Origin of the sequence: Virgibacillus siamensis, assembly GCF_039522605.1 — a bacterium.
GTDB lineage: Bacteria > Bacillota > Bacilli > Bacillales > Amphibacillaceae > Lentibacillus > Lentibacillus siamensis.
This window is the reverse complement of the sequence record NZ_BAAADS010000005.1, coordinates 16,897-32,090: the sequence shown is the minus strand read 5'-3', so window position 1 is coordinate 32,090 and position 15,194 is coordinate 16,897. Positions and strand designations below refer to the sequence as shown.

Sequence of the window (15,194 nt, the reverse complement as noted above, 5' to 3'; positions counted from 1 at the left end):
TAACTCAAATTGGCATAGAGCGTAAAATCGCACATAAAAGGTTCTGATTCGCACATATGTAATACCAAACCGCACATTTCTGTTTAAGAATCGCACATATATGGTACCAAATCGCACATATCTATATCGGCTATCAAAAGCGTACATAGTATTCATCAAATAAACAGGAGTAGCTTGTTTCGAAACCAAAATGGTAACGATAATGTAAGTTGACAAAAGAAAGTTTTAATAAAAATTAAAAAACCTACTTGATTTATCGGATTAATTGGAATATAATGGACTGCAACAATAAAATATCTTATCCAGAGAAGCTGAGGGATCTGGCCCTGTGAAGCTTCAGCAACCTCTGACATTGTCAGAAAGGTGCTAAATCCAGCAAGATTAATTTCTTGGAAGATAAGGGCGGATTCCAATATATCGTAAAAAACCCTCTTTTCTTATCCAAGGAAAGGGGGTTTTTTTGGCAGTTAAGAAAGAATAAAATCCTATCTTACTGCATGAGTACAACTACGGCTGTCACCTAAAAGCTTGGTGACAACCAAGTTTTCTAACTTTTGACAGGAAAGGATGGTTGAAATGAGTGAAATTGTTATTTTATCAGGAAGCCCTTCTGTTTCTTCCCGATCAGACCAGGTACTGAATTATTTAGGTGCCTTGTTAACCGAGGAGCATTTTACGGTGACACACATTTCAGTTCGGGATTTACCATACAAAGACTTGTTTACCGGAAATTGGGAACATCCTACTGTACAGGATATTGCGGAGACGATTCGGGAGGCAAATGGTGTGATTGTGGGTTCTCCGGTATATAAGGGTGCATATTCCGGAGCATTAAAGTCCTTGCTTGATGTGCTGCCCCAGGATGTGCTTCAGCATACCCCGGTACTGCCGCTGATGACTGGGGGAAGTGCCGCACATCTGCTGGCAATTGAGTATACGTTAAAGCCTGTACTCGCAACATTAAAGGGCCATAATCTGAAAGGACTTTATCTGTTGGATAGTCAAATCGATAAACATAGCGGAAACCCGATTATTGATCAGGCCATTCTGGAACGGACGAAAAAGCAGTTGTATTATTTTGCAGAATTAGTAAACGGCGGGGTTGTTTGGAATTAATTTTTTCAATTAGGAAAGGGGTTATATAACTTGGTTAATAAACGAATTTTTTTAAATGCATTTGATATGAATACTCCGGGACATCAGTCACCGGGATTGTGGACACACCCGGATGATGAGTCACATCGTTACAAAGACAGCAGTTATTGGATCGAACTGGCCAAACTTTTGGAACGGGGAAGGTTTGATGCGGTATTTATTGCGGATGTGCTTGGAACGTATGATGTTTATAATGGATCACGGGATGCAGCGGTACGGCAGGGGGCACAGGCTCCGGTGGATGATCCGCTGCTTATTGTACCGTTAATGTCCGCAGTTACGAATCATCTTGGGTTTGGGGTAACTTCCTCTGTGACGCATGAACACCCATACCTATTTGCCCGTCGGATGACAACACTCGATCATCTGACAAACGGACGGGTCGGCTGGAATATTGTTACGTCTTATCTTAAAAGTGCGGCGGTCAATATGGGAAGGGCCGGTCAGATTAAACATGATGAACGGTATGATATCGCAGAGGAATATGTTGATGTTTGCTACAAGCTGTGGGAGGAGAGCTGGGAAAGTGATGCCGTTAAACTGGATAAAGAAAATGGTATCTACACTGATCCAAATAAGGTTCATGATATCCATCATGAAGGAAAATATTATAAAGTTCCCGGTGCCCATTTGTCTGAACCTTCCAAGCAACGAACGCCGGTGTTGTATCAGGCTGGTGCATCACCAAAGGGAAGGGCGTTTGCCTCGAAGCATGCTGAATTGGTGTTTATTGGTTCACCTACCAAAAATGCCGCCAAAGAGACGGTAAGACGCTTACGTGAGGACATTGCCAAAACAGACAGATCACAGGATGAAGTGAAAATATTAACGATGCTGACACCGATTGTTGGAAAAACAGAAGCGGATGCACTGGAAAAGCTGGAAGACTATAAAAAACATATCAGTCACGAAGGAGCATCTGCTTTATTTGGTGGTTGGACAGGAATTGATTTGTCAGGGTATGAAGAGGATCAGGTTATTGAATATATCGAAAACGATGCCATTCGTTCCGCGTTAGAAAGCTTTACAAGCATAGATCCCGATAAAAAATGGACTGTTGGGGAGATAAAAGATTTTGTCGGAATTGGCGGGATGAGCGGCTATATTGCAGGTTCACCTGAACAGATTGCCGATCAGCTGGAAGAGTGGGTGGATGAAACAGGTGTCGACGGATTCAACATTGCCTACGCTATTACACCTGGTACATTTAAAGACTTTGTTGAGTTGGTAGTTCCTATTTTGCAGGAGCGGGGATTGGTGAAACATGATTATCATGGTACGTCATTACGGGATAACCTGTTTGAACAAGGTGACCACCTTCCTGAACACCATCCCGGAAAGCAAACAGGAAAAGAGTTGGTGAAATAACTTATAATTGTGCGGGTCTTGCATTTAAGCGATTAAATCCAAACCGGGTTTAATCGCTTTTTACTGGTAATGGTTAAATCCAATGAAATGGGCGGACAAGAACAGATGAATCTTTGCCGGAAGACTGAAAAATAGACCGTGAAAAACCCTGATTCCGAAACATGTATTTTCACGAAATCAGGGTGGTGCCGGGGGTTATTGTTTAGTTTCCACTAAGTTGAAACCTGTACCAAAAATAGTTTTCTCTTTCTTTAAAATACGATCGATACCGGTAATAACATCTTTCCTGATGGTCGGGTTGTTTAACGCTACTTCTATGGTAGTTAATATAAAACCAATTTTTTCACCGACATCATATCGTTTGCCTTCAAAATTGTATGCAAATACGCCCCGAAGTTCATTCAGTCGCTGGATAGCATCTGTAAGCTGGATCTCCCCGTCAGCACCGATTTCTTTTGTCTCCAAAAAATGAAATATCTCAGGTGTTAATACATAGCGGCCCATGATGGCCAAATTGGACGGCGGGTTGTCAATTGGTTTTTCAACAAAAGAATTAACTTCATATAATCGTCCATCCTGCTTGGTCGGATCGATAATCCCATACCGATGGGTTTCGTTTTGTGGAACTTCCTGAACGCCAAGGACTGATGCGCCTGTGTTTTCATATTGATCGATAATTTGCTTAATGCACGGTGTATCTGCCTGAACAATATCATCACCCAGAAGGACGGCGAATGGTTCGTCTCCAATGAATTTTCTGGCACATAACACAGCGTGTCCAAGTCCCTTTGGCTGTTTTTGGCGGATATAATGAATATCAACTTTGGCAGATTCGCGAACCTTTTGCAGCAATTCAAATTTTTCTTTCCGGATAAGGTTTTCTTCCAATTCAAATGAATGGTCAAAGTGGTCTTCAATCGCGCGTTTACCCTTTCCTGTCACAATAATAATGTCTTCAATTCCGGCCGCTACTGCCTCTTCCACAATATACTGAATTGTAGGTTTATCAACAATTGGCAGCATTTCTTTCGGCATGGCTTTTGTTGCCGGCAGGAATCTCGTTCCCAATCCAGCAGCAGGAATGATTGCTTTCCTTATTTTTTTCATTAACTACTACCTCCCCTTTTTTTAAGCATTGTGCCGTCCCCGCAATGTCCAAATCTGATATAACATTGCCAGGGAAGAAAAAATCGTTAAATACGTTAATGCTATCCATCCTGTCATTAAATAGGGCTGAGTGGCCGATTGAACTGCGGGACTTGTTAAATAATCCCTGAAATGGAAACAAAGGAAAGTGATAATCATGATGAAAATAATGCCTGATAATAGCCCTTGGATAAGTTTGCTGCTCGTTTTTCCGCTTTCCGCTTTATATTGATTGGCCCAGCCGTCTTTTTTATGAGCCGATAACTTTCCAAGCCAAACTTCGGTGAATGTCATTAATTTGACCCATAAATAAATTTCGGGGCTAATCAGTAAACCTGCCAGTATAACATCTATTGTTCGATGCATTGGAGTTTTTGCTGCAAGAATCATATTCAGCACGGATGCTAAAACAATTGGCGTGATCCAAATCCAGGACCAATGAAACTGGTCAGTAGCAAAAGCGAATGCCATTAACAAAACGAATAAAAAACGTACAGTAAAGTCAATCATAATTTTCATCTGGGAACGCCATAATTTCCCTTTATGCTTTGATTTCACTTCAATGTCGTTATTTGTCAGTAATTCAACAGTACCCGAGTTCCATTTATTGCGCTGCTGTCTGAAGGTATGATAGGACCTCATTGCATCAACAAAACAACGGGCATTGGGACTGATTAATGTTTTCCACTTTGATTTTTGCAGCTGCCAGGTCAGCAGCATGTCTTCCACATCACTGTCATTTTGCCAGGGACCATCTAACTTATTTTCATCCACAATGTCCTGTAATGCCTCCGGGCGGAACAAGGTTGCCTGCCCACCAAGTACATAAGTGCTTCCGCCATGATATTGCAAATCCAATAACCAGCTGGCCATATCCTGTTTTTGCTGATGTGTCCACCATCGCGTGACAGGTCCCCCATATTGGCCGCTTACGATTAATTCTTCGTAATGAACATCATCTTTTGAAATTAAGCTTTTCTTTTTTGGCATTCTCATCGTGTATTTCGCCATTACGCCGCCTATGTTTCTTGAACTCATCAGCCCCTCCCACATTTGAGCCAATGCATTAGGGGCAAGACGGCTGTCAGCATCCATCCCAAGTATCGCTTTAACTGATTGCTTATAAATTTCCTGATACGATGTCAATCGTTTAAAATAAATATCCATATTATCACCGTATATGTTTTTCCAACCCGCGTTTAATGCACCTACCTTGCGTTGCCTATTGTTTTCCGTTGTGATAACCTCAAGATTCAGATTAAAATCTTTCCCCGCTTCCCTTGCTTTTTCTTCTGTCCGGTCGGAACAATTGTCGGCAATTACATAGACATCAAGGTCAATTTCCCTGGGTAAATCCTGATCCTGTAACCCCCCTAAACAATCACGGATGGATTTTTCCTCGTTATGTGCCGGAATAAAAACAGCAATTCTTGGTTTCATATAAATTTTTCCGATGTTGGAAGCGTTTGATATGTTATCCGTTATTAATTGATTGTAATCCAATCTGTTGGGCAGTGATTGTTTTTCTTCTGAAATGTCAGTTAGGGTCTTCATTAAATCACTCCTGTAATTAGCATTCATTTGTTCTATATAATGCATTTTGTTTTAATTTTGTTTCCTATACAGAACAATTTAAATATATAATAATACTTTCCTTTTAATTTGTAAACCCTTTTGTTAGAAAATTTCATCATTATTTTTTGTTTTTTAAGCAAAGAGGAAATAACATAAGATGTGGATAGGTTATTCCCTAATTTCATGAAGATGTGTAGAATTAAATAAGGAGGTGTCATCTTCAATGAGTTTACTGTTTATCCTCGCTATTATTGTTACGGTAATGGAACTATTTGTGGCATTCTTTATGATTAAAAAACAAAAGATGGCTTTATGGCAGTCCCTTTATGTATCGTTACCCGTTATTGTTATCGTTTGGGTAGTTGCATTTATGTACACATAGCAAAACAAACACCCAAAATTATTTGGGTGTTTGTTTGTTCCGCATAAAGAAATTGTACACTTTATACTGGATAAAAAATACGATAAACGCCAATAAACAAAGATTAAAATAATACATAAGTCCGCTTCCAAGTAGATCAAGCGGAGTATCGGCTGTTGGTGTGTCAGCCAGATAAAGGTAATTTGATCCCAGTACTGGATTAACGAAAAATCCAATGAGAGCGGCATACAGCAGTATGTAACCGTAGCTCTCCAACAATGATTTGAGTGTTATTTCAATAGAATTTGCTGCAGCTAAAAATAAACTGACCCAGGAAATAACAATATGATGAATGAAAAATTTCCAGTACCGAAAGTGTGGAAAATCATATGGCAATTCTGGTGTTACAACTGCAAGAAATGCCGGGATAAGCCCGAAGAAAAACGTAATGCGAATTAATTTTTTATTATGATTAAATAGGGCGATAGCTCCTGTAATCCCTGTTATCCCACATAGGTGCAAAGGGATATGCTCGCGCAGACTCCAAATACCGTTGACAGCGGCCCAAATATGATAGATTATTTCCGAAAAAACCAGTATTCCAAACAGCAGCCAGCGTATTATATTGTATAGAGTTGATTTGCTGCGTATTTTCTTGCGTGAAATAAAAAATAAAATGATTCCGAAAAAATAAATGGCCAGCATAATAAGATGGCTTAACCCAAACGCTGTAAAAGGCTCTCCGCGCAATCCAACAAACCAATCGATGATAATCCCCCCCCCCCATTTTATGTTTATTTGTACGTTGATTATATAATGAAAGGAGGAGGCGAAAAAGCTGAATTCGTTAATAAAAAGAATCCACTGCCGATAAAATTATCAAAACAGGGATTCTTTAAAATGTTTTTCCATAATTGAATACAACTTTTAAATGTTTGTTGATCTCCTTTCATTTTTTAATGACTTGAAAAAGGAATAGACCATGACAAGCATAATGAGTGAAAAAGGGAATGCGGCGGAGATCAGAGCATTTTGCAGTGCCTGCAGTCCGCCAGTGTATAATAATACCGCTGCAATGGCCGATTGGGCAATGCCCCAGGAAAATTTAACAGCAGAGGATGGGGATAAGGATCCGTTTGTCGTTTGCATGCCCAGAACGAATGTGGCTGAATCTGCAGAGGTAATAAAAAATGTTGCAATAAGCATGATTCCCAATATCGATAAAACTGTTCCCATCGGAAAGTGATCAAACAAACCGAACAGCATTTGTTCGGGAGGCAGTCCTGCCAGGTCCATTCCGTTGTTTTGCATGTTAATGCCGGTCATGCCAAATACAGCAAACCAAATAAAACTTACGATACTGGGAACGAGCATGACGCCCGAAATAAATTCACGAATGGTTCGTCCTCTGGATACGCGTGCAATAAATATTCCCACAAATGGTGACCAGGCAATCCACCATGCCCAGAAAAACACTGTCCAATCCATAACCCATTGACGCTGTTCGGGATTATTCGCCGCGATTCTGACACTTTCGGTGGGGATGCTTTTGACGTAGGTTCCCAATGTTTCGGTAAAGGAATTTACAATATACATCGTTGGACCAAGTATTAGTGTTGCAATGAGCAGAATAATTGCGAGGGCCATATTGGTATTGCTTAAATATTTAATTCCTCTGCCGAGTCCGGAATACGCGGAAATCATGAATAAAACGGTAACCACTAATATAATAATTAACTGAACGACAAATCCGCTGCTCATATCAAACAGGTAAGTGAACCCTCCGTTGATTTGCGTGGCACCGAATCCCAGGGTTGTAGCCACACCGACAATCGTTGCAAATACAGCTATAACATCAATCACTTTTCCCCAGAATCCATGCATTTTATCGCCAAAGACAGGTTCCAGCGTCATACTTACCAATGCAGGTTTATTTTTTCGGAATGTAAAATAGGCAAGGATTAAGGCAATAATCGCGTAGATTGCCCATGCATGCAAACCATAATGAAAAAATGTAATGCGCAAGGCATCCTCCAGCGCAGCTATCGTACCAGGTTCGGCTACCGGCGGATGTTTCATATAATGTGATACCGGTGATGCCACGCCGTAAAATACGAGCCCTATGCCCATGCCGGCGCTGAACAGCATGGCAAACCACGTGGGGTAGCTGAATTCGGGTTTTTCATCCTGTTTGCCGAGTCTTATTTTGCCATAGCGGCTAAAAATTAAATATAAACAAGTAACCACAAAGAGCGTTACAGATAAGAGATAGAACCAACCAAAATGAACAGATATATAGCTCATAATGGAACCTGAAATCTTTTCAAAAAAATGTGGAGCAACGGAACCCCAAATAGCCATTGCCAATGTTATTGCTAATGTAATCCAAAATACAGCAGTCACTTCTGATGTTACACGCTTCATGGTGTTCTCCTTCCAAAATGAATATTGATATTTTTGTGGGATTCTTTCGTTTCACGTGGTAGTATTATTTCTATAATGAGGTGTTCTATACAAAAAGCAGGGAGGTAATTTGAGGTATTCTGCATGCAGATGAAAAACTTCGGGATAATTTAAAAAAACCTCTTTACAAAGAAATCAAATCTGTATATAATAAAATTCGTTGGTTTCCGACAAGACATGCAATTATATATACGTGCACCATTGCTGGGCCCGTTGGTCAAGTGGTTAAGACACCGCCCTTTCACGGCGGTAACACGGGTTCGAATCCCGTACGGGTCACCATAATCGGAGGATTAGCTCAGCTGGGAGAGCACCTGCCTTACAAGCAGGGGGTCGCAGGTTCGAGCCCTGCATCCTCCACCATGCCGGTCTAGCTCAATTGGCAGAGCAACTGACTTGTAATCAGTAGGTTGGGGGTTCAATTCCTCTGGCCGGCACCATTTATTTTTTTTGTATAAATGCAGCCCATACAGGCTAGAATAAATTGGGAGGGGTAGCGAAGTGGCTAAACGCGGCGGACTGTAAATCCGCTCCCTCAGGGTTCGGGAGTTCGAATCTCTCCCCCTCCACCATCTTTTATGCATGTTGGGCCATAGCCAAGCGGTAAGGCATCGGGTTTTGATCCCGTGTATCCCAGGTTCGAATCCTGGTGGCCCAGCCTTTTTACTGTCCATTTTTGATGTATGTGGATATATCAAGCGAAAACGTGGATATCCCGAGCATTTCATACATAACACGAGCCATTAGCTCAGCTGGCAGAGCATCTGACTTTTAATCAGAGGGTCGGAGGTTCGAATCCTCCATGGCTCATTATTCAGACCGGCGCTTTTACAAGCTATAACAACTGGCGTAAATACATAACACATATTATAATAGCAGATAAACAAGGTCGTTATGATTACCAACAACCTTGTTTATTTGCATTTTAAGCTGTTTTTTTACATAATAGATACAGTAATTTATTACTATTAAAATAAGTTCATTAACATATATAATTTATGATAACCTAAAGGATGAGATGGTATGAAGACTTCCCGAATTCCTGGCTTTTATAATAAGACTGTGGAGGAGCGCAGAGAGCTGCTTACAGCCATGGAAAGTTTCACGGAAGACGAAATGGATATTTTGTTTTCAAAAGAGCCGCTGCCTACTGAAACTGCAGATAAAATGATTGAAAATGTAATTGGAACATTTCCGCTTCCATTGGGGTTGGGTTTGAATTTCCTTATTAATGACAAAGAATATACTATCCCAATGGCAGTGGAGGAGCCGTCCATACTCGCTTCTGCCAGTCACATTGCCAAGATTGTCAGAGAGGCTGGCGGCTTCACGGCTGAATCAAGTGAGCGTGTAATGATTGGCCAGATACAGGTAGTTGGCTGTACCGATTTTGCAGAGGCAAAAGAAACGATTCTACAGGAAAAAGATGCGTTAATTGATGCCGCCAATGCTTCATACCCAAGTCTTATGGCCAGGGGCGGCGGAGCAGAGGATTTGGAAGTCAGGGTTTTAAATGAAAGTTCCGATTCACAGTATGGACAAATGCTTGTCCTGCATGTTTATATAAACACATGTGATGCAATGGGCGCGAATATCATTAATACAATGGTCGAGTCGCTTGCGCCGACAGTTGAAAAGCTGACAGGAGGCAAAGTCTATTTGCGGATTTTGTCCAATTATCCGGATAGAAGCCTTGCCAAAGCACGTTGTGTGATACCACCTGAATTGCTTGCAACGAATGATTTTTCTGGTGAAGCAGTGCGTGACGGTGTTATCCATGCCTATGAATTTGCTGCATCTGATCCTTACAGGGCGGTGACCCATAATAAAGGAATCATGAATGGTATAGATCCAATTGTTATTGCTACAGGGAACGATTGGCGTGCAGTGGAAGCAGGAGCACATGCCCATGCTTCAAGGTTTGGAAAATATGGATCAATGACAGTTTGGTCCAAAGATAATAAGGGAAACCTTGTTGGTGAGCTGGAACTGCCGATGTCAGTTGGAACGGTTGGCGGCTCCATACGGGTACACCCTATGGCTAAGATTTCATTGAAGATTTTGGGCGTGGAAACAGCCCGGGAACTTGCTCAGGTTATGGTAACCGTCGGGCTTGCTCAGAACCTTGGCGCGTTAAAAGCCTTGGCAACAGATGGAATTCAAAAAGGTCATATGGCGTTACACTCTCGTTCTGTTGCAATCGCGGCAGGAGCTACAGGGGAGATGATTGATATCATTGCTGAACGATTGGTAAATGAAAAGGAAATCCGTGTCGGAAAAGCTAAAGAATTGGTGGACGAGTATACAAAATGAGTGCAGAAAAAGCAACAACTTCAGAACAAACAGCTATAGGCATAGCTCATAGTAAATTGATCCTGATCGGCGAACACGCAGTTGTACACGGACAGCCTGCAATCGCCATTCCATTCCCGCTGGTAGGTGTGGAATCAATTGTCGACTATGTACCGGGTCCAGTTCAGATTAACAGTACTTTCTATACGGGACCGATTGAATCTGCCCCCGAATCATTGGAAGGGGTTGTAACGTGTATTAAAGAGACGACGAGTCACATGCAATTGCCGTGCGAGGATTTTATGATTCGGATCAAATCATCCATACCACCCGGAAAAGGGCTTGGTTCAAGTGCATCTGTAGCCATTGCAGTAGTCAAATCTCTTTTTGCGTTTTTTGGCGAAAAGTATACAGAGCAGAATCTGCTGGACTTGTCCAATATATCCGAAACGTATGCACATGGTGTTCCCAGTGGAATTGATACATTAACAATTACTTCCGGGTCACCGGTTTGGTATGAAAAAGATGAGCCGATTAATTTTATTACGCCTGAGGGAGATTTTCATTTTATTGTGGCCGATTCAGGCCGTGTAGGTGATACACGGTCAGCTGTTGAATCAGTTGCCAGCCTATTGAAATCTGCGCCAAGGCGAATTCAGCATAAATTGGATCGTATTGGAGAAATTACGCACCGAGCAAGAAATGCTCTGGAAACTGCCAGCAAACATTTGCTTGGCCAGATGCTGAATGAAGCACAGCGCGAACTGGAAGCACTTGGTGTAAGTGATGCGGGCTTAAACCGGTTAATTTACTTTGCACGGCAGGAAGGTGCATTAGGTGCAAAATTGACCGGTGGGGGAAATGGCGGCTGTATTATTGCACTTGCCCGAAATGAAGTGCATTCCAGACAATTGGCCGAGAAATTGCGAAAGTTCGGCGCAAATGCGGTATGGCCATTTGTATTGCGAAATAACTAAGAAGAAGTTTTTCAGCAGTTCACAACGTATAAAACGGGTTCTGCTGCATACGTGCAACTATGGTTGTCACCTGAGGACCTGGTGACAACCAATTTTTCTAATGAGGGGATACATATGAAAGCAACAGCTAAGGCGCATACAAATATCGCTTTGATAAAGTATTGGGGAAAGCGGGATGAGTCACTGATCCTCCCTATGAACAACAGTCTTTCCTTAACGTTGGATGGATTTTATACGACTACAACGGTCGAATTCAAACCAGATTTGACCGATGATTGTTTTTATTTAGATGATGAAGCGGTAGTCGATACGCAATATGATCGGGTTTCAAATTTTTTAAAGCTTATCCGAAATTATGCTGGAAAAGATAATTTGTTCGCTGAAGTACATTCCACCAATCATGTGCCAACTGCTGCCGGATTTGCGTCGTCTGCTTCCGGGTTCGCTGCTCTTGCAGCGGCAGCCGCCAGGGCGTTAAATCTCAATATTGATGATAAGACCCTCTCCACATTAACCAGACAGGGATCCGGGTCAGCATGCCGTTCCATTTACGGTGGATTTGTCGAATGGGAAAAAGGCGAACAAGCTGATGGCTCCGATTCACATGCCGTACCGATAGCTCCCGCCAATCATTGGGATATTCGTGTGGCAGCAGTTGTTCTGTCATCGAATGCGAAAAAAGTCCTCAGCCGGGAAGGAATGAAGCGGACAGTCGAAACATCACCATTTTATTCCAGTTGGGTGGACAGTATTCCAAATGATTTGAACCAGATTAAAGACGGCATAAAAAATAAGGATTTTGAAAAAGTCGGAGCTATTGCAGAGATGAATTGCCTGAAGATGCATGCGACTACACTTGCTGCAAATCCGCCTTTTTCATACTGGCACGACACCACAATGGCAGTTATGCATGCAGTGCAAGAATTGAGAGAATCAGGCATATCGGCATATTTTACGATTGATGCAGGACCGAACGTGAAGGTACTTTATCTGCCGGGAGACGAAAATACATTGAAACAGTCTCTCCGTGAAATCCCTGGTGTGCATGATGTTATTGTAAGTAAAGCCGGCCAGGGCATATCCTATTTGTAGGGGTTGAAATGTTTTGTCTACATCGATAACTGTAAAAACACCCGGAAAATTAATGGTTGCCGGAGAGTTTGCTGTTCTTGAAAATTATCAAAAATTGGTGGTCATGGCGGTTAACCGTTTTGTGTATGCTGCATTGGAACAAAGCGATGAAAACCGTCTTTCATTGCTTAATTATGGCCTTTCGGATCTGGAATGGGAATGGACCGGGAACAAAATCTCAGTCAAATCGGATGACGAACGGATACGATTTGTGGAAAATACCATGACAGCCGTGTATACATATTTGCGGGAACATAATATTTCGCCGAAGCCATCTCATTTGTCGGTTCGCAGTGAACTTGATGATACTAGTGGGCGTAAATATGGTCTTGGTTCGAGCGCAGCTGTGGCCACTGCAGTAGTTTCGGCAATTTTAAAGCAGTTTTTGCCGCATGAACCATCTAAACAGCTGATTTTTAAGCTCGCTTCCATTTCACATGTTATCACGCAAGGGAATGGATCCGGTGCTGATGTTGCCGCATCTTCTCACGGCGGAATGCTGCAATATTCATCATTTCAGGCTGACTGGCTGTTGCGTGCTTATAACGATGCGGACACAATTACGAAACTTGCCGAATCGGATTGGCCGTACTTTACAGTTAAACCGATCAAATTGCCGGCAACTATACATATGTGTATAGGCTGGACCGGATCACCTGCATCTACTTCTTCGCTTATTAGGAAAATCAGAGCTCTGAAGGATTCGAATCCATCACAGTACAAACAATTTCTCTCTGACAGCAGCGTGGCAGTTAAAAGCTTTCTCGATGGGGTCACGCAAGCTGATCCTGTGCAAGTAATTGAAGGAGTCAGGTTAAATCGCCGAGCACTTGCAGAAGTAGGCAGAAACGCCGGTGTTGATATTGAAACACCTGCATTGGCTACCCTGTGCGATTTAGCTGAACAGCACGGTGGTGCCGGAAAGCCTTCCGGGGCGGGTGGCGGCGACTGTGGAATTGCTTTTCTGCCATCCGGAGAACAGGCGGAACAATTAAAAAACGACTGGGAAAAAGCGGGGATCAAGCCGCTTGACCTTACACTTCATCCTGATGGATCGATAAAAATATAAAGCAGGACAGCCCGATTTTTGGCTGCCCTGCTTTATTTTTTGCTTAGCGTACTATAAAATTTTGTAGATGTGGATAATGCACTTGTTCCTAATCAGCCACGTCCAGCTCCAGCGCCCAGCGACTAGCGGAGATTTTGGTGGGGCGAGCATTTAGCGCAGTCCCAAACTTCACACTTCCTCACTACGATAAAGAAGACTTGCCGATTGGTGAAACCAGAGGCTTAGTCGCACTTATACCCTTGCGGTGAAAGTCAACATCGGTTCGTACTTTAAGGAAGGCCGACTAAAACCGGCCTCCCGCGCCAACTTCGGCACACCCCTATGAAGGGGCGTGTTTCCTTTATCTCATTTAAGGAAGATCGGCTAAGACCGCCGCTTTGCGCGGCAACGCCGACCTACCCGCGATGCGCGGGCACAGTTTGTACGTCGCTAAACGGCCGCTTCCGCTTTTGTTCTTGCAGTAGACTGTTTAAGTGCTGCTTGTGTTTGGTAGTTAGCAGTAATACCAACTACAATAAAATGAATGAATATATATGCATTTTTATGTTGAGTTGAGTCATGGCGGGTTTTTTGGATAGAATGGACAGATAGAGGAGGCGATAGTTTTGAATAAGGACTTATCAATAATTGGAGTGCCGATGGATCTCGGTCAAAGCCGGCGTGGTGTTGATATGGGGCCAAGTGCTATCCGTTATGCAGGTGTTGAGGAAACACTGGAAGATTTGAAATATAACTTACGAGACCTTGGAGATGTGCCAATCTCACGGCCTGACAACAAACGTGAAATACAGGAAGGAAATTTGCGCAATCTGAAACAAGTGGCTGACGGCAATCAGAAATTGGCAGAGATGGTAGATAAGGAAATCAATAATAACCGGTTCCCGCTTGTGCTGGGTGGTGACCATAGCATTGCTATTGGCAGCTTGGCTGGAATTTCCAGGCACTATGAGAATCTGGGAGTAATTTGGTACGATGCACATGGTGATTTAAATTCAGGTGAAACATCGCCATCAGGTAATATTCACGGTATGCCGCTTGCAGTCAGCCTGGGCATTGGCCATGAAAAACTGACAAATATTCTGGGTTATTCACCGAAAATAAAGCCTGAAAATATTGTCATTGTTGGTGCTCGTTCACTTGATCCGGGAGAAAAGGAACTTATTCAGGAGAGCGGAATAAAAGTTTATTCCATGCATGAAATCGATCGAATGGGCATGACCAGCGTAATGACGGAAACGATTGACTATCTGAAGGAACGGACGGACGGTGTGCATTTAAGCCTTGATTTGGACGGACTTGATCCTGAAGAAGCGCCAGGTGTGGGTACACCGGTAATTGGCGGATTATCCTACCGGGAGAGCCATCTTGCCATGGAAATGCTAGAAGAATCCAATCTGCTTACTTCAGCTGAATTCGTGGAAGTGAATCCAATCCTCGATGATAAAAATAAAACAGCAACAATGGCTGTCGGACTGATTGGATCATTATTTGGCGAGAAATTGAAATAAAATGACTACATAGCATGAGGCTGGGACAAATTAAATTTCGTTTGTTAAAATATTTTTGTCCCAGCCTCGTTTTTGTGCATTTCAGTATAAAAAAAGACATCCCAAAACGTTGACATGTCTTTATCACATTCATTCATAGTTATATTTTA

12 protein-coding genes, 6 tRNA genes and 1 riboswitch are annotated in these 15,194 nt (G+C 42.4%); of the genes, 14 read left to right on the top strand and 4 right to left on the bottom strand.

The features are described from left to right. The first annotated feature begins 295 nt into the window (after nt 1-295). Nucleotides 296-403: riboswitch (SAM riboswitch) on the top strand. A 173-nt stretch (nt 404-576) separates the two neighbouring features. Both ssuE and ABD010_RS04085 read left to right on the top strand, forming a co-directional pair. Beyond that, nucleotides 577-1,116: an NADPH-dependent FMN reductase gene (ssuE, locus tag ABD010_RS04090; protein ID WP_343810521.1), complete on the top strand. Its 540-nt coding sequence runs from the start codon at nt 577-579 to the stop codon at nt 1,114-1,116. Between the two features lie 30 nt (nt 1,117-1,146). Continuing rightward, the gene (locus tag ABD010_RS04085) at nt 1,147-2,523 is read left to right on the top strand and encodes an LLM class flavin-dependent oxidoreductase (protein ID WP_343810519.1); all 1,377 of its coding nucleotides are present in this window, start codon (nt 1,147-1,149) and stop codon (nt 2,521-2,523) included. Nucleotides 2,524-2,718: 195 nt separating this feature from the next. Here the strand turns inward: ABD010_RS04085 and galU are convergent, their stop codons facing one another. Together galU and ABD010_RS04075 are read right to left on the bottom strand one after the other, a co-directional pair. Then, nucleotides 2,719-3,630, bottom strand: a complete 912-nt coding sequence (gene galU, locus ABD010_RS04080; protein WP_343810517.1) for a UTP--glucose-1-phosphate uridylyltransferase GalU — start codon at nt 3,628-3,630, stop codon at nt 2,719-2,721. Nucleotides 3,631-3,651: 21 nt separating this feature from the next. Beyond that, nucleotides 3,652-5,223 (bottom strand): glycosyltransferase family 2 protein, encoded by a 1,572-nt coding sequence (locus tag ABD010_RS04075; RefSeq protein WP_390350869.1) that lies wholly within the window; start codon nt 5,221-5,223, stop codon nt 3,652-3,654. A gap of 244 nt (nt 5,224-5,467) precedes the next feature. Between ABD010_RS04075 and ABD010_RS04070 the strand changes: the two genes are divergently transcribed. Then, complete coding sequence (locus ABD010_RS04070) at nt 5,468-5,626, top strand: hypothetical protein (protein WP_343810515.1); 159 nt, start codon at nt 5,468-5,470, stop codon at nt 5,624-5,626. A gap of 18 nt (nt 5,627-5,644) precedes the next feature. Here the strand turns inward: ABD010_RS04070 and ABD010_RS04065 are convergent, their stop codons facing one another. Further along, the gene (locus tag ABD010_RS04065; protein ID WP_343810513.1) at nt 5,645-6,355 is read right to left on the bottom strand and encodes a YwaF family protein; all 711 of its coding nucleotides are present in this window, start codon (nt 6,353-6,355) and stop codon (nt 5,645-5,647) included. A gap of 177 nt (nt 6,356-6,532) precedes the next feature. Next, the gene (locus tag ABD010_RS04060; protein ID WP_343810511.1) at nt 6,533-8,029 is read right to left on the bottom strand and encodes a glycine betaine uptake BCCT transporter; all 1,497 of its coding nucleotides are present in this window, start codon (nt 8,027-8,029) and stop codon (nt 6,533-6,535) included. A 246-nt stretch (nt 8,030-8,275) separates the two neighbouring features. Here ABD010_RS04060 and ABD010_RS04055 point away from each other — a divergent pair. The 11 genes from ABD010_RS04055 (at nt 8,276) to rocF (ending at nt 15,045) form a co-directional block, all read left to right on the top strand. Further along, a tRNA-Glu gene (locus ABD010_RS04055) sits at nt 8,276-8,350 on the top strand. 5 nt (nt 8,351-8,355) lie between these two features. Beyond that, nucleotides 8,356-8,431: transfer RNA gene (locus ABD010_RS04050), tRNA-Val, on the top strand. Between the two features lies 1 nt (nt 8,432). After that, nucleotides 8,433-8,508: transfer RNA gene (locus ABD010_RS04045), tRNA-Thr, on the top strand. Between the two features lie 47 nt (nt 8,509-8,555). Beyond that, nucleotides 8,556-8,640 (top strand) — tRNA-Tyr (locus ABD010_RS04040). Between the two features lie 14 nt (nt 8,641-8,654). Beyond that, nucleotides 8,655-8,726, top strand: a tRNA-Gln gene (locus tag ABD010_RS04035). Nucleotides 8,727-8,805: 79 nt separating this feature from the next. Beyond that, nucleotides 8,806-8,878 (top strand) — tRNA-Lys (locus ABD010_RS04030). Nucleotides 8,879-9,091: 213 nt separating this feature from the next. Next, complete coding sequence (locus ABD010_RS04025) at nt 9,092-10,381, top strand: hydroxymethylglutaryl-CoA reductase, degradative (RefSeq protein ID WP_343810509.1); 1,290 nt, start codon at nt 9,092-9,094, stop codon at nt 10,379-10,381. Next, a complete protein-coding gene (gene mvk, locus ABD010_RS04020; protein WP_343810507.1) occupies nt 10,378-11,337 on the top strand; it encodes a mevalonate kinase in 960 nt (319 codons plus the stop codon). The genes ABD010_RS04025 and mvk overlap by 4 nt, the downstream gene beginning before the upstream one ends. A 114-nt stretch (nt 11,338-11,451) precedes the next feature. After that, nucleotides 11,452-12,429: a diphosphomevalonate decarboxylase gene (gene mvaD / locus ABD010_RS04015; protein ID WP_343810505.1), complete on the top strand. Its 978-nt coding sequence runs from the start codon at nt 11,452-11,454 to the stop codon at nt 12,427-12,429. A 13-nt stretch (nt 12,430-12,442) separates the two neighbouring features. Continuing rightward, entirely contained in the window at nt 12,443-13,537 is a 1,095-nt protein-coding gene (locus ABD010_RS04010; protein ID WP_343810503.1) for a phosphomevalonate kinase, read from the top strand. Nucleotides 13,538-14,142: 605 nt separating this feature from the next. Further along, entirely contained in the window at nt 14,143-15,045 is a 903-nt protein-coding gene (gene rocF / locus ABD010_RS04005) for an arginase (RefSeq protein WP_343810501.1), read from the top strand. Nucleotides 15,046-15,194: the final 149 nt, after the last annotated feature.